Source organism: Novosphingobium sp. (assembly GCF_031417815.1).
Lineage (GTDB): Bacteria > Pseudomonadota > Alphaproteobacteria > Sphingomonadales > Sphingomonadaceae > Novosphingobium.
The window spans coordinates 1-18,966 of record NZ_JANOWI010000036.1; the positions used below are offsets into that span (position 1 = coordinate 1).

The window sequence follows — 18,966 nt, forward strand, 5'->3', positions numbered from 1 at the left end:
GGCCGGTGTTGCAAAGCTGATCGCGGAGGCGATCAGCGCACCAAACGAAAGCGCCTCAGCACTCCACCACATTCACCGCGAGCCCGCCGAGCGACGTTTCCTTGTACTTGTCGCGCATATCAAGCCCGGTCTGGCGCATCGTTTCGATCACTTTGTCGAGGCTGACGTGGTGAGTGCCATCGCCCAGCAGCGCGAGGCGCGAGGCGTCGATCGCTTTGACCGCGCCCATCGCATTGCGTTCGATGCAGGGGATCTGGACCAGCCCGCCGATCGGATCGCAGGTCAGGCCAAGGTTGTGCTCCATGCCGATTTCGGCGGCATTCTCGATCTGGGCGTTGGTTCCGCCCATCGCCGCGGTCAGCCCCGCCGCCGCCATCGAACAGGCCACGCCGACTTCGCCCTGACAGCCCACTTCGGCGCCCGAGATCGAAGCGTTCTTCTTGTAAAGCACGCCGATCGCCGCTGCCGTCAGCAGGAACGTACGGCGGGTTTCGGCCGTGCCGCCATAACAGCGATCGTGGAACCGCAGCACCGCCGGGATAATCCCCGCCGCGCCATTGGTGGGGGCAGTAACCACCTGGCCGCAGGCGGCGTTTTCCTCGTTCACCGCCATCGCCCACAGGTTGATCCAGTCAAGCACCGCCAGCGGATCGCCCAGGTTCATGCCCTGCTTTTGCGCCAGATCGCAGGCCAGCGCCGGGGCGCGGCGTTTTACCTTGAGCCCGCCGGGCAGCACGCCTTCGTTGCGGCAACCGCGATCGATCGAATCCGACATCGCCTGGGCGATCCGGTCAAGTCCGGCCTCTGCCTCTGCCGCCGGGCTGCGCGAACATTCGTTGGCAAACATCAGTTCGGCAAAGGTCAGACCGGTCTGAGCGCCCAGCGCCAGCAATTCCGCGCCCGAATGGAAATCGTACGGCAAGGCCATATCGGCAGCGTCGGCCCCGCTGTTGCTGCCCGCCTCGTCCTCGTCGAGCACAAAGCCGCCGCCGATCGAATAGTACATCCGCCGACAAATCTCGCCGCCATCGGCATCGAGCGCGATCATCGCCATGGCATTGGAATGGAACGGCTGGCGCTGGCGCTGCAGGAACGCGATGTCGCTGGCCGGATCGAAAGCGGCGCGGTGGCGGCCCAGCAGAAGCACGGTCTTTTCGCCGTGGACCCGCGCCAGCAAGGCCGGGACGCCATCGGTATCGACCGTGGCCGGTACTTCGCCGCACAGCCCCAGAATGATCGCGGTATCGGTGGCGTGGCCCTTGCCGGTCAGCGCCAGCGAGCCATAGAGATCGACTTTGATCCGAGCCGCCAGCCCCAGCCGCCCGGCCTGTTCGAGCCAAAGCGAAAAGCGCCGCGCCGCGACCATCGGCCCGACGGTATGCGAGCTCGACGGGCCGATGCCGATCTTGAACAGGTCGAACGTGCCGAAACTCATGGCCTGGCGGCCTCCTTCATCACACGCAGCCTGGGCGACCGGCGTTTGCTTGCACGCTTCATAGGGCTGCGCGCGCGTAGTGCCAAACGCCGATTCCCCAGCTTCACTGCCGCTAATGCCGCATCTAAGCCTTGCTGATGCAGGGCAATTAAAGTTTACCGCATCGTGAAACCCGGCAATCGTTTGCGCGGGAGAAAGCGCCAGCCTTTCCGTTAGAAACTCTGGGTCTTTCGCTCAGTCGCCGGTTCGAAAAGCAATCCGGCGCAGTTCCAGGGGGCGATGATGCATGGCCCCATGCGAAAATGAGATTTCGCGGCGACAGGCCCGTTGGCCATACCGTATGATACCCGGCATGAGACCGAGCAATTCGGACCGAATCCAGGGGAGGGAAAACATGAAGACGAGTTTGAAACTGTCGTCGGCAGCCATCGCGATCGCGGTTCTGTCCACCGCTTCACCTGCTTTCGCGCAAGCCGCGGACGAAAGCGCCGAATCTTCCAACAGCACCGTGCCCGATCTGATCGTGACGGCCACCCGCCGCGCCGAAAGCGCCAACCGCATTCCGGTGGCGATCCAGGCGATCGGCGGCGAAGAGCTGGACCAGCTTGGCGTCGCCAACTTCGAACAGCTGGTCGAATACCTGCCCAACGTGCGCACCGCTTCGCGCGGGCCGGGGATTTCGTCGATCTACATTCGCGGCTTGTCGACTGACACGGCCGGTGCGCAGATTCTGGGCGTTGCCGGGGTGCAGCCCAACGTCGCGCTTTACGTGAACGACGCGCCTGCCTCCACGCCGGGCCGCAACCTTGATATCCACGCCACCGATATCAACCGCATCGAAGTGCTGGCCGGCCCGCAGGGGACGCTGTTCGGCGCCAATGCGATGGGCGGTGCGATCCGCTATATCACCAACAAGCCCGAACTTGACGAAGTCCACGCCGGCTTTTCGGCGACCGCCGCCACCACCAAGGGCGGCGCGCCAAGCTTTGGCGTCGACGGCTTCCTCAATCTGCCGATCATCAAGGACAAGCTGGGCCTGCGCCTGGCGTTCTATAGCGATCATCAGGGCGGCTATATCGACAACGTTGCCGGCACCTACCGGATGCCGTGGGATCCGGGCGGCGCGGGCCGTCTGCCCACCGGCAATCCGCTGCTGGTGGCCCAGGCGATCGAAAGCTGCGTCGGAGTGGTCGGCTGCGTTGCCACGGCAACCGGCACCTCCGGCGGCTTCAAGGTTCCGCTGCGCCAGTCGATCTCCAACAGCGCCTTCATCGAAGACAATTACAACGACGCCAATTACAACGGCGGCCGCGCCACGCTGGCCTACCAGATCAACGATGACTGGTCGATCGAAGCAATGACGCTGTACCAGGAACTCGAAACCGACGGCGTGTTCGATTACACCCCGGCGATCGGCGATCTCAAGGTCCAGCAATACGGCCCCAACACGCTTGAAGACACGATCAGCCTGTCGACCCTGACGATCAAGGGCCGGCTCGGCATGCTCGACGTGATCTTCTCCTCGTCGTACCAGGACCACCACGCACTGCAGGTTGGCGATTATGCCAAATATGCCTCGTTTGGCCTCTATCTGCCGTTCTACAACTGCGATCGCGGCGTTTATTATTCGGGCTATACCGCCACGAACCCGGACTTTCTGGGCAGAACTTCTGCCGGGATGGGCCAGACCTGCTATTCGCCGAACAACAGCTACAAGATCGATGATACCAACCGGCGCTGGACGCAGGAACTGCGCATCACCACCCCGGCCGACAAGCGCGTCCGCGGCACGCTGGGCGTCTACTACGATGTCAACCGCATCTATGACGTGACGCAGTGGAACTATGTCCTGCCGGCCGCCGGGTTCATCTACAACCTGGCACCCAATCCGGCGGTCAATGTGCTGGGCGTCGGCCCGCTGGCCGGGGCGGGCTTCGTCAACACGATCCTGCGCCGTGATCGCCAGTTTGCGGTCTATGGCGAAGTGAATATCGACATCGTGCCCGACAAGCTGATCCTGACCGGCGGGGCGCGCTATTACAACGAAAGCGCGGGGATGTATGGCGGGTCGAGCACCAGCTTCTCGGGCTCGGTTCGGGCCAATTGCGCTTCGGTCAGCACCGATCCGGCAACCGGGCTAACCACCTGCAACTACGTGCCGCTGGCGGTTGCACCCACTTCGCTTCCAGCCAGTGCCAATCTCACGGTCAACCTGGCGGGCATCAACCCAGCCAGCTATTCGGGGGTCATCTTCAAGGGCAACCTGTCCTACAAGGTATCATCGACTTCGCTGGTCTACTTCACCTACTCCGAAGGGTTCCGTCCGGGCGGCTTCAACCGCAAGGGCTGCAACGGCGGGGTTGCCTCCAATGCTACCTATACCGCGGCCTGTTCAACCAACCGCGCCTACAAGCCGGACTCGGTGACGAACTTCGAAGTGGGTGCCAAGCTGGGCCTGTTCGACCGGCGGCTGCAGATCAACCTTGCCGCCTATGCGATCGACTGGAAGGAAATCCAGATCGCCGCATTCAACCAGAACATCTCGAACCAGACCTTTGTCAGCAACCTTGCCAACGGCAAGATCAAGGGCATCGAAGGCGATATCACGGCGCGTCCCAGCCCCGGGCTGACGATTGGTGCCGGGTTCTCGTACAACGATTCCGAGCTGACCGGCTGCACCACCAACGCGATCGCGCAGCTGCTGTGCAGCCAGGGCGTGGTCGTGGCGGCGGGCAGCCCGCTGGCGCTGAGCCCGAAGTTCCAGGGCAACATCCAGCTGCGCTACGAATGGGAAACCAGCACCGGGCTCAAACCGTTCGTCCAGGCCGGGTTCCACCACGTCGGATCAACCATCTCGTCGGTGATCGCCAATACCAACATCCTCTACACCGGCTGCAATTCGCCCTATGCGGTGTGCGGTCAGACTTCGGTGATCAACGGGGTTACGGTAACGCCCGGCAGCGCGATCCAGCTGCAACCGCAATCGTTCGCGCAGGCGGGTTACAGCACCTTCGAAGCCTCGTTCGGCTTCAGCAAGGACAACTGGTCGATCACCATCTATGGCGATAATCTGGGTGATGAACGGCCGCAGCTGTTCACCAGCGCCAACGATGGCGACAAGCGTGTCACCACCACGCGCCCGCGCACCATCGGGATGCGGGTGTCGTACAAGATGTAACAAGCAAGAGCCGCGCCCAATCCGGCCGGCGCAAGCCGCGTCCGGTTCGGGGTGTCAGGTTCTTCGGGTCGGGCAGGGGCAGCGTCCAGTACGCTGCCCCTGTTTGGCACCAAGGTTTGGGGGTTGGACAATGCCGCAAATCCAGCCAGATTGACCGGATGGGAATGGATAGAGCCACCGATCAGACCGATCCCGCCGCAGACCTTGCCGTCAAGGTCGAGGCGGCCAAGGCCGCCCTGCAACGCGGGGCGCCGGCCGAAGCCGAGCAGCTGTGCAAGGATGTCCTGACCGTCCAGGGTGAACACCGCGAGGCGCTGTATATCATGGCGGCGGCGCAGCGTTACGATCACCGCCCGGCCGATGCCCTTGCCGCCACCGAGGCGCTGATCAAGGTCGACCCGGGCTATGGCCGCGCCTATCAGGAACGCGGGCACTGCCTGCGCGCGCTGGGCCGGATCGACGAAGCCCTGGGCGCCTATCAGGATGCGGTGGCCCACAATGTCGGCCTGCTCGCCAGCTGGAAGATGCTGGTCCAGTTCCATACCGCAGCGGGCCGCGCCGAAGCCGCCCAGTTCGCCCGCGCGCAATGCGCCTATCTGGAAAGTCTGCCACCCGAATTGCAGGCGGTGGTCAGCCTGGTTCAGGAACACCGGCTGGGCATGGCCGAACGCCAGGTCCGCGCGTTCCTGCAGCGCAATGGCCGCAATACCGAAGCGATGCGGCTGCTGGCCGAGATCGGCGTGAAATTCAATTCCTATGACGATGCCGAATTCCTGCTGGAAAGCTGCCTCGTGCTCGAACCGGCCAATACCAACGCCCATTTCGATTACGTCAACCTGCTGCACAAGCGGCAGAAGTTTGGCGAAGCGCTGGACCAGGCCGCCGCGCTGCGCCGCAAGGCCCCGCACAACCCGCAGTTCGAGCTGCTTTATGCCAACCAGGCGCTGGCGGTCGGCCAGTTTGACGAGGCGCTGGACCTTTATGCCAATGCGATCACGCGCAACCCGGAAAATCCCACCCTGCACCTTTCGGTCGGCCATGCGCTGAAGACCATCGGCAAGCAGGCCGAGGCGATTGCGGCCTACCGCGATGCTTACGGCGTACGCCCCGATTTCGGCGATGCCTATTGGAGCCTCGCCAATCTCAAAACCTACCGCTTCGAAGATGCCGAGATCGATCAGATGCGCGCTTTCGAAGACCAGCCGGCCACCCAGCTGAGCGATCGCTATCACTTGTGTTTCGCGCTGGGCAAGGCGCTGGAGGACCGCGGAGCCTTCAGCGAAAGCTTCGGCTATTACGAACGCGGCAACCGCCTCAAGCGGGGTGAGGTCGGCTATGACTGGCGCCGGATCACCGCCGAGATTGCCCTGCAGCGCGAACATTGCACGGCTGAACTGTTCGAAAAGTTTGCCGGGGCGGGCTGCCAGGCGCCCGATCCGATTTTCATCCTTGGTCTGCCGCGCGCCGGTTCCACGCTGCTTGAACAAATCCTTTCATCGCACAGCCAGATCGAAGGCACGCTTGAGCTGCCCAACGTGCTGGCGCTGGCGCACCGGATTGACGGGCAGCGCCGGATTGGCGAAGCGGCCAACTATCCCGGCAACCTGACCGATCTGGGGCCTGACAAACTGCGCACCTTCGGTGAAGCCTTTATCAGTGACACCCAGATCCACCGCAAGCGCGGCACGCCGTTCTTCATCGACAAGATGCCGAACAATTTCCGCCATATCGGTCTGATCCACCTGATCCTGCCCAATGCGAAAATCATCGACGCGCGGCGCGGGGCGATGGGCTGCTGCTTTTCGGGCTTCAAGCAGCTGTTCGCCGAAGGGCAGGAATTTACCTATGGCCTGACAGAAGTGGGCCACTATTACCGCGATTACGTCGGCCTGATGGACCACTGGGGCGCGGTGTTGCCCGGCAAGGTGCTGCGCGTGAACTATGAGGACGTGGTGGCCGATCTGGAAAGCCAGGTCCGCCGCATGCTTGATTTTCTGGGGCTGCCGTTCGAAGCGGCCTGCCTCAACTTTCACGAAACCGAACGCGCGGTGCGTACCGCCAGTTCGGAACAGGTCCGGCAACCGCTGTTCAAAAGCGGCGTCGATCAGTGGGAGAACTATTCGGACCACCTCGATCCGCTGCGCGCGGTTCTGGGGCCGGAACTGGCAAGTACCTGAGGGGGAAAATACATGGCAACGATTGCACCACCGGCGCGGGACAGCAGCCCAAGTTTGGGACAGCGCTGGTACGTGCTGATCGTGATGATGCTGGTCTACACGATCAACATCGCCGACCGCTATGTGATGTCGACCGTGCTCGAACCGATCCGGGTCGAACTGGGGCTGTCAGACGGACAGGTGGCGTTCCTCACCGGGGTCTCGCTGGCGCTGTTCTATGTCACCATGGGGCTGCCGCTGTCGTGGGTGGCAGACCGCTATAACCGTCGCAACCTGCTGTCATTCTCGATTGCCGTGTGGTCCTTGATGACGGCGCTGTGCGGGATGGCAGTGGGGTATTGGCAGCTGCTGCTGGCGCGGATCGGGGTGGGGATTGGCGAGGCTGGCGGAACCCCGCCGTGCAACACCATTGTCGCCGACTACTTCCCGCCTGATCGCCGCACCATGGCGATGACCATCTTTGCCCTGGGCGCACCGATCGGCGCCTGGCTGGGGGCCGACATGGCGGGCCAGGTGGCCAATGCCTATGGCTGGCACGCCGCCTTTTATGTGCTGGGGGTGCCCGGAATCTTGCTGGCGCTGCTGATTTTGTTCACGATCAAGGAGCCACCGCGCGGCCGCTATGATGCACCGATGGATGGCGCTGCGCCCGATTTCATCACCACCATGCAGTTCCTGTGGTCGCAGAAGGCGGCGGTGCACACGATGATGGGCAGCGGCCTTTCGGCCTTGTGGGGCTGGGGACTGATGTGGTTCACCCCGGCCTATATCGAGCGGTCCTATGGCTTGCCGGTGGGCGGCGGCGGCGGCGTGCTCGCCCCGATCCACCTGATCGGCGGGATCGGCGCTTCGCTGCTGACCGCCTGGCTGTTCGCCAAGCCCAGCTACACCGATCCGCGCAAGATCCTGCGGGTGCTGGCCGTGGTGACCGCGCTGGCGACGGTGCCTTCGTTCCTGGCCTATTATACCCACTCGCTGGAAACCGCGCGGCTGATGTGGTGGCTGTTCATCCCGGCGATCTACTTTTACATCGGCCCCGCCTTTGCGCTGGGCCAGAACTTTGCCCCGCCCAAGATGCGGGCGATGTTCATTGCCGTTTCGTTGCTGGTGGCCAATGTCTTCAACCTGATCGTCGCCCCGCAGGCCGTGGGCTGGATGAGCGACTATTTCGCCGGAGGTGGTGAGCCCAGCGCGGCTTCGCTGCGCATGGCGCTGCTGGTGCTGGCGCCGACCGGCTTCTGGGCGGCTTGGCATTACTGGCGCGCAGAAAGGCTGGCAGTCGAAGATCAAAAGCGGGCGGTGGGATATGTCTGAAATGCTGAAATCCTATATTGCCGGACAATGGGTGCTGCCGGAACCTGCGGGCGGCGTGTTCGAAGCCATAAATCCCGCGACCGAGGACGTCTGTGCGCGCGTCGCCCTGTGCACCCCGGCAGAGGCCAATGCTGCCATTGCCGCCGCGCGGGCGGCGTTCGATGGCTGGGCCGCCACACCGCTCGACGCGCGGCTCGCCTTGGTCGAAAAGCTGATCGCGGTGTTCGAGGCGCGCTATGACGAAATGGTTGTGGCGATCAGCACCGAAATGGGCGCGCCTTACGACCTTTCCCGCGATGCCCAGGCCGAAAGCGGGCCCGGCCATCTGAAGGCCACCGTCCGCGCGGCGCGCGCGATGGCGTGGGACTATGAGGTGGGCGAGGACGGGATCGTCACCCACGAGCCGATCGGGGTCTGCGTGCTGATCACGCCGTGGAACTGGCCGATCAACCAGATCGCCTGCAAGGTCGGCCCGGCACTGGTCGCGGGCTGCACCATGGTGCTCAAACCCAGCGAAATGGCGCCGCTTTCCGCGCAGCTGTTTGCGGAAATGATCGCTGAGGCGGGTTTCCCTGCGGGCGTGTTCAACCTGGTCCACGGCACCGGCGCGGCGATCGGCGCAACGCTGACCAGCCACACTGAGGTCGATATGATCTCGTTCACCGGATCGACCCGCGCCGGGGTCCAGATTGCCAAGTCGGCGGCCGCTACGGTGAAGCGCGTGGCGCAGGAACTGGGCGGAAAATCAGCCAATATCGTGTTTGCCGATGCTGGGCTGGAAGCGGCGGTCACGCGCGGGGTCCAGCAGTGTTTCGGCAACACCGGCCAGAGCTGCAACGCACCGACCCGGATGCTGGTTGAGCAATCGGTTTATGACGAAGCCGTGGCAATCGCCGCCCGCGTTGCAAAGGAGACAGCGCTGGGCGATCCAAAGGCCAGGGGCGATCATCTGGGGCCGGTGGTCAGCAAGGCGCACTTCGACAAGATCCAGTTGCTGATCCAGGCGGGAATCGACGAAGGGGCCCAACTGGTGGCCGGTGGCACCGGCCGCGCTGAGGGGTTTGAACGCGGCTATTACGTCAAGCCGACCGTGTTCGCCGGGGTCCACAACCAGATGACCATCGCGCAGGAAGAAGTTTTCGGCCCGGTGCTGGTCATGATCCCCTTCGCTGACGAGGCTGAAGCGGTCAGAATCGCCAATGACAGCCCCTACGGGCTCTACGCCTATGTCCAGACCGACGATCTGGCGCGGGCACGGCGCATTGCGCGCCTGATGCGCGCGGGCGGGGTTAGCATCAACGGCACCAGTCAGGACTACATGGCACCGTTCGGCGGCTACAAGCAATCGGGCAACGGGCGCGAATACGGCAAGTTCGGACTGCACGATTTTCTGGAAATCAAATCGATCAGCGGGTTCCGCGTGCCATGAAGCTGACCGCAATCGAGACGTTCGTGGTCGGCAATCCGCCGCCGCATTTCGGCGGGCGCTATTTCGTGTTCGTCAAGCTGACCACCGACAATGGCTCGACCGGGCTTGGCGAAGCTTACTGCGTGCCGTTCTCGCCGCACCTGGTCGCCAAGCTGATCGAAGACATGTTCGCACGCTACCTCGAAGGCTGCGATCCGCACGATATCGAGAGCATGTGGCGGCGGGTCTATTCGGCCGGCTTCACCCAGCATCCCGATCTGACGGTAATGGGCGTACTCTCGGCGCTCGAGATGGCCTGCTGGGACATCATCGGCAAGGAAGCGGGGCAACCGGTCTACAAGCTGCTCGGCGGGCAAGTGCACGAAGCCTTGCGCAGCTACACCTACATCTACCCGCGCCCGGGCGACCAGAGCGACGTCTATCACGATCCCGATCTGGCGGCGGAGCGCGCCCAGCTTTATCTCGACATGGGCTTCACTGCGCTCAAGTTCGATCCCGCCGGGCCCTATTCGGCGTTTGACGGACGGCAATTGCCGTTGGAAGCGCTCGATCTGTCGGAGCGCTTCTGCAAGGTGCTGCGCGAAGCGGTGGGCAGCAAGGCTGACCTGCTGTTCGGCACTCACGGCCAGATGACCGCAGCGGGCGCGATCCGGCTGGCGAAGCGGCTTGAGGCTTATGATCCGCTGTGGCTGGAAGAACCCGTCCCGCCCGATGCGCCCGAGGAAATGGCCAAGGTCGCCCGCGCCACCTCGATCCCGGTCGCGGCGGGAGAGCGGCTCGCCACCAAGTACGATTTCGCGCGGCTGCTTGACTGCGGCGCGGCAGCGATCCTGCAGCTGAACCTGGGACGGGTTGGCGGGCTGCTTGAGGCCAAGAAGATCGCCGGGATGGCCGAAGTGCGCCATGTCCAGATCGCTCCGCACCTCTATTGCGGCCCGGTGGTGGGCGCCGCCAATGTCCAGCTGGCCACTTGTTCGCCCAATTTCCTGATCCTCGAATCGATCGAAGACTGGGGCGGATTTCATAGCGAGATCCTGAAAGTGCCGATGCAGTTCGAACAAGGCCGGGTGATCCCGCCGACGGCTCCGGGACTAGGGATCGAGCTCAACGAGGCCGTTGCCCGCGCGCATCCCTATACCGGCGATATGCTCCACCTCGACATGACGCAGCATCCTGTCAGCCCATGAGCGGCGACTATGATTACATCGTGATCGGCGCGGGCACTGCCGGCTGCGTGGTGGCCAGCAGGCTAGCTGAGCGACCCGGCACGCGGGTGCTGCTGCTGGAAGCTGGCGGTAGCGACCGGCGGCTGATGATCCAGCTGCCGATCGGTTATGGCCGCACCTTCTTCGATCCCAAGGTCAACTGGATGTACGATACCGATCCGGTTCCGGGGCTGGACGGGCGCAGCTCATACTGGCCGCGCGGCAAGGTGGTGGGCGGATCGGGATCGATCAACGCGATGGTCCACGTTCGCGGCTTTGCGCACGATTTCGATGATTGGCGTGCGGCGGGCAATGTCGGCTGGGGCTGGTTCGATGTGCTGCCCCATTTCATCAGAGCCGAGGACAGCGACATCGCCGAACCAGGCGTGCGCGGCCACGGCGGGCCGCAGCACGTGACCGACATTTCCGCCAAGGCCCATCCGCTGTGCCAGCGCTTTATCGCTGCGGGGGCGGGGTTGGGCGTGCCGGTCAGCCCCGATTTCAACGGCAGCAAGGGCGAAGGACTGGGGATTTTCCAGATCAACACCCGGAATGGCCGCCGCGCTTCGACTGCCAACGCATACCTGCGCCCGGCGCTGCGGCGCGGGGGCATAGATCTGCAGACCGGGGCGCAGGCCACGCGCCTGCTGCTGGACGGAAAGCGCGTGATTGGCACGGAATACCGCCAGCACGGTCGGCTCAAGACCGCGCGGGCACGGTGCGAGGTGGTGCTGTGCCTGGGCGCGATCGGATCGCCGCAACTGCTGCAGCTTTCGGGCATCGGTGACGGGGCGCATCTTGGCGCGACCGGGATCGAACCGCTGCATCACTTGCCCGGCGTGGGTGCCAATCTGCAGGATCACCTCGCGGTCAGCTATTTCTACGGCAGCACCGTGCCCACGCTTAACCAGGAGCTTGGCCCGCTGCTGGGCAAGGCCCGCGCTGCGCTGAACTATGCGTGGAACCGCGGCGGGCCATTAGGGATGAGCGTCAATCAGGCCGGCGGGTTCGTGCGCGGCGCGCCGAGTGAAACGCGCCCCAACCTGCAGCTCTATTTCGCACCGGTCAGCTACACCCAGACGCCGCTAAGCGAGCGGCGGCTGGCCAATCCCGATCCGTTCCCGGCCTTCCTGCTGTCGTTCAACGCTTGCCGCCCGACCAGCCGCGGCTGGCTGCGGATCAAGAGCAGCGATCCGTTCGCGCCGCCGCAAATCCAGCCCAATTACCTCGATACCGAGCATGATCTGGCCGAAGCGCAGCAGGGGATCGCCATGATCCGGCGCATTGCCGCCGCCGGGCCGCTCGCCGACATCATCACCGCGCGGCTGGTTCCTGAAGCGGAGCCGGCCAACTGGATCGCCGATTTCCGGGCCCGCGCCGATACCGTCTATCATCCCGTCGGCACTTGCATGATGGGGCCCGATCCGGCGCACGCGGTGGTCGATCAGCGGCTGCGGGTACACGGAATCGCGGGCCTGCGTGTGGCCGACGCCTCGATCTTCCCGGGCATCACATCAGGCAATACCAACGCGCCGACGGTAATGGTCGCCGAAAAGGGCGCGGCGCTACTGTTGGAAGACGCCTAGCGCCGCGGGATCACTTCGTAGCCCGGCTCTTCGGGCTCATCGTCAACCATATCGGCCGGGAACCCCGACCCCAGCACCTTCAGCCCGAGCGGCTCTTCAAAGCGGCGGATGATGTTGGGCGAAAACTCGCGGTCGCCGTAGACTTCGCGCGATTCCTTGAACAGGCGGACGATCAGCGGCGACAATTCCACCGGCACGCCGTGCTCAGCTGCGATATCGTCGAACAGACCCACGTCCTTGCTCACCAGATCCATGGTGAAATTGATGTCGCGGCTGCCGTTGAGGATCACCTGGCTTTCGGTTTCGTGGACGAAGCTGTTGCCACTGGAAATGCGGATCGCTTCGTAAGTTGTGTTCATGTCGAGCCCGGCGGCCTTGCAGGTGGTCAAGGCTTCGGCCAGCGCGACGAGGTGCACGGTGCACAGGTAATTGGTCATCACCTTGAGCTTTGATGCGGTGCCGAGATCGCCGGTGTGGAGGATCCGCCGGCCCATCGACTTGAGCAGCGGCAAGACCGTATCGAACCCATCGCGCGGGCCGCCGGCGAAGATCGAGATATTGCCGGTATCGGCGCGGTGGCATCCGCCCGAAACCGGGCATTCCATGAACAATGCGCCTTGCGCCGCAACCAGTGCGCCGAGCCGGATGACCTCTTCGAAATCGGTGGTGCTCATTTCCATCCACACCTGCCCCGGGCGCATCACGGGCAAAAATCCGTCCGCGCCTTCGGCAACTGCGGCGCTGGCGGCGGGCGATGGCAGACAGGTGACGATAACATCGCAGCGCTCACCCAGATCGCGCGGGCTGGCCGCAGCACTGGCCCCGCGGGCGACGAAATCCGCCATCAGCGCTGGATCGAGATCGCGCACCACCAGATCGTGTCCGTTCCGCAGCAGACTGCCCGCCAATTTGCCCCCGACATTGCCGAGGCCGATGAAACCGATCTTCATGTTTACTCCCTGCTGTTGCTTCGCGCCCTACAGCATGCCCTTACTGGCGCGTGATCGCCAAAATTAGAAATGGTTATGCTCGAATTGCGTTGATCCTCGCCCCCCGGGCTGCGCTATGTGAGGCTAACGACGCAAACGGCGAGAGGCGGCAATGGCAACCGAAGCAGCAATTCACGCAGTGCAGCTGGGCGACAAAGGCCTGGAACTGGTACTGCCGGCGAGCGGCGCGGCCTATTTCAACTATTACTGGCTGCGCGACAATTGCCCCAGCTCGTTCGATCACCAGACGCGCGAGCGCACCTATGACATCTTCCACCGCGCCGCGCCGCCGGTCCCGCAATCGGCCCGAATCGACGGCGATGCGCTCGAAGTGGTCTGGGCCGGCGAAAACCACGTGTCGCGCTATCCGCTTGGCTGGTTGCAGGACTGTGCGAGCGGGCGGCGCAAAGATCCGTCAGATCTGCCGCGTCGGGCGTGGTATGCAGATCACTATCCGGCCGCGCACCGCGTAACCTTCGCCGATCTTCAGGCCGACAAGGCGAAGCGCGCCGCCTGGCTTGAAGCGCTGCTGGTCGAAGGCTTGGCCTTTGTCACCGACATGCCCGACAGCGATGCTGCGCTGACCGAACTTGCAGGCCATATCGGCCTGGTCCGACCAACCTTCTTTGGCGACTATTTCGATGTCCGCACCCACATCGAGCCATCGAACCTGGCCTATACCGCCAAGGCGCTGGAGTTCCACACCGACACCCCGGCCGAGGAGCTAGCCCCGGGGATCCAGTTCCTCCATTGCCGCGCCAATTCGGTGCAGGGCGGCGACAACCTGTTCCTTGATGGGGTCGCGGTGGCCGAGGATCTGCGCCGGCTGCATCCCGAAGATTTTCGTCTGCTCAGCGAAACCGCCGTGCCGTTCTACTGCGAACACGATAGCTACGACATGCGCGCGCGCCAGCGGGTGATCGAGCTGGACGAACACGGCGCGGTTTCCGGCGTAACGATCAGCCAGCACATGGCCGATGTGTTCGATCTGCAGCAGCACGAACTCGATGCCTATTACCCCGCCTTCTGCCGCTTCGGACAGATGCTGGCCGATCCCAGGTACGTGATGCGCTTCAACATCCAGCCGGGTGAATGCATCGTCTTTGACAACCACCGGATCGTGCATGGCCGCGATGCCTATTCGGCGACCAGCGGGGATCGCTACCTGCGCGGCTGCTATGCCGATCGCGGTGAACTGCGCAGCGCTTACCGCGTGCTGGCGGGTGAAGGCCGGTTCAAGTGAGCGAGGCGGCGCTGCGCGAGGATCTGGCCGCCGCGTTCCGGCTGGCGGCCCAGTTTGGCTGGCACGAATCGGTTGGCAATCATTTCAGCGCGGCCACTTCGGACGATGGCACGCGCTTCCTGCTCAACCCGCGCTGGCGGCATTTCGCCTCGATCGCGCCGGACGATCTGTTGCTGCTCGATGCCAATGACCCTGCGGTGATGGACGACCCCAATCCGCCCGACGCCTCGGCCTGGACCATCCACGGCGCGATCCACCGCGCTTGTCCGGCAGCAAAGGTGGTGCTGCATTGCCATCCTCCACATGCCACCGCGCTGGCGATGCTGGCCGATCCCGCGCTCAAACCGACCGACAACAACACCGCGCGGTTTTTCAATCGTGTCGCAATCGACCGCCATTTTGGCGGGATCGCCGACGATGCTGCCGAAGGCGTGCGGCTGGCGGGGGTGCTGGGCCGGCACAAGACCATGCTGATGGGCAACCACGGCCTGACCTGCACCGGCGAAACCGTGGCCGAAGCCTTCGAAGACCTGTATTTCTTCGAACGCGCCGCGCAGACGCTGTTGCTGGCCTATGCCAGCGGCCAGCCTTTGGCGGTGCTGAGCGATGATCTGGCCGAACAGACCGCGCAGGGCTGGGACGCCTATCGCGGCATGGCGGCAGCGCATTTCAGCTGGCTCAAATCACAATTGCCCGTGCTGCCATGAGCCATGCGCTGCCCGCCGCAATGCGGGGCGTCGTGCTCACCGGTTTCGGCGGGTTCGACAAGCTTGATTACCGGATCGACTTGCCGGTGCCCCGCCCCGGCCCAGACGAGGTGCTGGTCAAGGTGGGCGCGGCGGGGATCAACAACACCGATATCAACACCCGGATCGGCTGGTATTCGCCCGCCGTCGAAGGCGCGACAGCAGCCGGCGGAGCCAGCGGCTTTGCCGAGACTCAGGGCGAAGGATGGAGCGGCACACCGTTCACCTTCCCGCGCGTGCAGGGGATCGATGCCGCCGGGCGGATCGTCGCGGTAGGTGAAGGCATAAGCGAGGACCGGATCGGCGCGCGCGTGCTGGTCGAGCCGGCGCTGCGCAGGGCCGATGGCGGTGTCGATTTCTTCGGCTCGGAATGCGACGGGGCATTTGCCGAGTATACGATCGCGCCCGCGGTCCACGCCCATGCGATCGATTGCGCGTTGAGCGATGTTGAGCTTGCCTCTTTCCCCTGTGCCTATTCGACCGCCGAAAACCTGCTGCACCGCAGCGGCGTGAGCGAAGGCGAACGGGTATTGGTAACCGGCGCATCGGGCGGCGTGGGATCTGCAGCCGTTCAGCTGGCCCGGCGGCGCGGGGCCTTTGTCACCGCGTTGGCTGGGCTTTCGAAGCACCGAGCGGTTGCCGCGCTGGGCGCAGACGAAGTGCTTGATCGTCATGCCCCGCTGGAAAGCGATTATTTCGACGCCGTGATCGACGTGGTCGGCGGTGCCAGATTTGGCGGCCTGCTGCGGGCGCTCAAGCCCCGAGGCCGCTACGCCTGCTCGGGCGCCATTGCGGGGCCACTGGTCGAACTCGATCTGAGGGCGCTTTACCTCAAGGACCTGACGTTGCTGGGCTGCACCGCGCTTGATGACGGCGTTTTCGCCAATCTGGTCGGCCATATCGAGCGCGGCGAAGTGCGCCCGCTGGTCTGCGCCACCTTTCCGCTCGAAAAGATCGCCGCAGCGCAGCGCGTTTTCCTCGAAAAGCGCCACGTTGGAAAGATCGTGCTGACCGTCGATCCTGCCGCCCGAACGGGCTAATCCAAACCATAAGAAAGCGCCATAACGCGCACTGATGTTGTCGCGGCGCGGCAAGGACTGGCATGGGAAAGCCGCGAAATGAAACAGGCAGGCGTCAGCAATGAAATCGACAGCACGGGTAGTAGTCATCGGCGGCGGCGTGGTGGGCGTATCGACGCTTTATCACCTCGCCAAGATGGGCTGGAGCGACTGCATCCTGATCGAGCGCAAAGAGCTGACTTCGGGCTCGACCTGGCACGCTGCGGGCCTGCTGCCCTTGTTCAACCTGTCGTATTCGGTCGGCAAGATCCACCAGTACTCGGTCGATTTCTATCCCACGCTGGAGGCCGAGACCGAGCTTAGCGTCGGATTTTCCAACGTCAGCAACATCCGCCTGGCGCGCACGCAGGACCGGTTTGACGAATACAAGTACTATGCCGGGGTCGCCGAAACGATCGGGGTCGAAGTCAACTTCCTCACCCCGGATCAGGTCAAGGAAGTCTGGCCGCTGTGCAACGTCGATGGGGTGATCGGGGCGATCCAGCATCCCGCCGATGGCTATATCCAGCCCGCCGATCTGACCCAGGCGCTGGCCAAGGGCGCACGCCAGCGCGGCGCCAAGATCCAGCGCAACACCACTGTTACCGGCATCACCCAGCAGCCCGGCGGCGAATGGGTGGTCCACACCGAGTGCAATGGCGAATTGGGCGAAATCACTTGCGAACATGTGGTGTCCTGCACCGGCAATTTCGCCCGCCAGACCGGCCGCATGGTCGGGCTCGACGTTCCGGTGATCCCGGTCGAGCATCAGTACATCGTCACCGACCAGCACCCCGCGATCATGGAACGCCGCGCGGCTGGACTGCCCGAAATGGGCGTGCTGCGCGAAAGCGATTCGAGCTGGTATATGCGCGAGGAAGCCGGCGGGTTGCTGCTGGGGCCTTACGAGATCGGCGCGCCAGCGTGTTACGTCGATGGCCCGGCAGCGAACAGCGAGTACGAGCTGTTCCCCGATGCGCTAGACCGGCTGATGCCCTATATCGAAACCGCGATCGCCCGTGTGCCGGCCTTCGGTGAAGTCGGCGTCAAGAAGGTCTACAACGGCGCGATCGCCTATACCCCCGATGGCTCGCCGATCGTCGGCCCGGCGTGGGACAAGAAGAACTTCTGGCTCAACGAAGGCCACTCGTTTGGCATCACCGCTGCGGGCGGCGCAGGCTGGCAGCTGGCGCATTGGATCGTCGAAGGCGAACCCAGCATCGACATGATGGGCGTCGATCCGCGCCGCTTCGGTGACTATGCCGGCGAAGGCTATCTGACTGCCAAGAACGAGGAAGCCTATGCCAAGGTCTTCGCGGTCCACTATCCCGACGAAGAACGCGAAGCCGCGCGCCCGCTGCGCCAGACCCCATGCTACAGCCGGATGAAGGACCTGGGGGCAGTGTTCGGATCGGTGTTCGGGTGGGAACGCCCGAACTGGTTCGCGCCCAAGGGCTATGAGCTCAGCGACGCCGATCTTGACCGGCCCGACGTGCTGCTGAACCACAACCATCCCGATGTGCCCGGTGCGCCAATCCGTGAAAAATGGTCGTTCCGCCGCTCCAACTATTTCGAGCATGTCGGGGCCGAATGCCGCCACGTGACCGAAAAGGTCGGGCTGCAGGACATGAGCGCCTTCGCCAAGTGCCGGATCAGCGGCCCGGGCGCGGAAGAATGGCTGGGCGGCCTCCTCACCAACGCCGTGCCCAAGAAGATCGGGCGGGTGACGCTGTCATACCTGCTGACCAAAAACGGCGGCGTCCGCGCCGAATTCACCGTCTACAAGACCGGGCCGCAGGACTATTATCTGGTCTCGGCCGGGGCCTATGAGCGCCACGACCAGGATTACCTGAAGAAAGCGCTGCCCACCGACGGTTCGGTCACGTTCGAACGCCTGACCACGGCGATGGGTGTGCTGGTGCTGGCCGGCCCGCGCAGCCGTGACGTGCTGGCCAAACTTACCCGCGCCGACTTGTCGAACGAGGCCTTCCCGTGGCTCACCGGCCAGAAGGTCAGCATCGGCGCCGCCCCAGTCGATGCGCTGCGGGTCAATTTCATCGGCGAGCTGGGCTGGGAAATCCACCATCCGATCGAGATGCAGAACTACATCTTCGATGCGATCATGGCCGCCGGGGCCGAATTCGACATCAAGCCGTTCGGGATCCGGGCGATGACCTTGATGGCGATGGAAAAGAGCTACAAGCTGATCCCGCGCGAACTGTCGATCGAGTACAACGCCTACGAGAGCGGGCTTGACCGCTTCATCAGCCTCAAGAAGCCCGGCTTCCACGGCAAGGACGCACTGCTGGCCGGCAAGGACGCGGGGCTGGCCAACCAGCTGGTGACGATGGAAGTGTTGGGCGTGACCGACGCTGATGCGCGTGGCAGTGAGGCGGTCTATCTGGGCGACGAACTGGTCGGCCGCGCCACCTCGGGCGGTTATGGCTGGCGCGTCGGCAAGAGCCTGGCGCTGGCAATGGTGCGCCCCGATCTCTCCGCCGTCGGCACCGAACTGGAGATCGCGATCCTTGGCCAGCGGTACACGGCGGTGGTGATCGCGGACAGCCCGTTCGATCCCGAAAACACCGCGCTGAGGGGCTGAGGCG

At 64.0% G+C, this 18,966-nt stretch carries 12 protein-coding genes; 10 read left to right on the top strand and 2 right to left on the bottom strand.

Annotation, left to right across the window (positions count from 1 at the left end; genetic code table 11):
- Positions 1-55: 55 nt before the first annotated feature.
- Positions 56-1,435 (bottom strand): L-serine ammonia-lyase, encoded by a 1,380-nt coding sequence (locus RMN99_RS08755; protein ID WP_309622927.1) that lies wholly within the window; start codon positions 1,433-1,435, stop codon positions 56-58.
- Positions 1,436-1,829: 394 nt separating this feature from the next.
- On the opposite strand from RMN99_RS08755, the gene RMN99_RS08760 reads away from it, so the two are divergent.
- From RMN99_RS08760 to RMN99_RS08785, 6 genes are all read left to right on the top strand, one after another.
- A complete protein-coding gene (locus RMN99_RS08760; RefSeq protein ID WP_309622928.1) occupies positions 1,830-4,613 on the top strand; it encodes a TonB-dependent receptor in 2,784 nt (927 codons plus the stop codon).
- A 164-nt stretch (positions 4,614-4,777) separates the two neighbouring features.
- Positions 4,778-6,790: a sulfotransferase gene (locus tag RMN99_RS08765; RefSeq protein ID WP_309622929.1), complete on the top strand. Its 2,013-nt coding sequence runs from the start codon at positions 4,778-4,780 to the stop codon at positions 6,788-6,790.
- A gap of 54 nt (positions 6,791-6,844) precedes the next feature.
- Positions 6,845-8,104 (top strand): MFS transporter, encoded by a 1,260-nt coding sequence (locus RMN99_RS08770; protein WP_309622930.1) that lies wholly within the window; start codon positions 6,845-6,847, stop codon positions 8,102-8,104.
- A 1-nt stretch (position 8,105) separates the two neighbouring features.
- Complete coding sequence (locus RMN99_RS08775) at positions 8,106-9,533, top strand: aldehyde dehydrogenase family protein (protein ID WP_309622931.1); 1,428 nt, start codon at positions 8,106-8,108, stop codon at positions 9,531-9,533.
- Entirely contained in the window at positions 9,530-10,720 is a 1,191-nt protein-coding gene (locus RMN99_RS08780) for a mandelate racemase/muconate lactonizing enzyme family protein (protein WP_309622932.1), read from the top strand. Before RMN99_RS08775 ends, RMN99_RS08780 begins: the two co-directional genes overlap by 4 nt.
- Positions 10,717-12,324, top strand: coding sequence for a GMC family oxidoreductase N-terminal domain-containing protein (locus tag RMN99_RS08785; RefSeq protein ID WP_309622933.1), 1,608 nt, complete (start codon positions 10,717-10,719; stop codon positions 12,322-12,324). The genes RMN99_RS08780 and RMN99_RS08785 overlap by 4 nt, the downstream gene beginning before the upstream one ends.
- Here the strand turns inward: RMN99_RS08785 and RMN99_RS08790 are convergent.
- Complete coding sequence (locus RMN99_RS08790; protein WP_309622934.1) at positions 12,321-13,274, bottom strand: NAD(P)-dependent oxidoreductase; 954 nt, start codon at positions 13,272-13,274, stop codon at positions 12,321-12,323. The two genes, RMN99_RS08785 and RMN99_RS08790, sit on opposite strands and share 4 nt — an antisense overlap.
- 151 nt (positions 13,275-13,425) lie before the next feature.
- Between RMN99_RS08790 and RMN99_RS08795 the strand changes: the two genes are divergently transcribed.
- From RMN99_RS08795 to RMN99_RS08810, 4 genes are all read left to right on the top strand, one after another.
- Positions 13,426-14,556 carry a TauD/TfdA family dioxygenase gene (locus tag RMN99_RS08795; RefSeq protein ID WP_309622935.1) on the top strand — a complete coding sequence of 377 codons (1,131 nt, stop codon included), beginning with the start codon at positions 13,426-13,428 and terminating at the stop codon, positions 14,554-14,556.
- Complete coding sequence (locus tag RMN99_RS08800; RefSeq protein ID WP_309622936.1) at positions 14,553-15,263, top strand: class II aldolase/adducin family protein; 711 nt, start codon at positions 14,553-14,555, stop codon at positions 15,261-15,263. Before RMN99_RS08795 ends, RMN99_RS08800 begins: the two co-directional genes overlap by 4 nt.
- Positions 15,260-16,342: an alcohol dehydrogenase family protein gene (locus tag RMN99_RS08805; RefSeq protein WP_309622937.1), complete on the top strand. Its 1,083-nt coding sequence runs from the start codon at positions 15,260-15,262 to the stop codon at positions 16,340-16,342. The genes RMN99_RS08800 and RMN99_RS08805 overlap by 4 nt, the downstream gene beginning before the upstream one ends.
- Positions 16,343-16,442: 100 nt before the next feature.
- Positions 16,443-18,962, top strand: a complete 2,520-nt coding sequence (locus RMN99_RS08810) for an FAD-dependent oxidoreductase (protein ID WP_309622938.1) — start codon at positions 16,443-16,445, stop codon at positions 18,960-18,962.
- Positions 18,963-18,966: the final 4 nt, after the last annotated feature.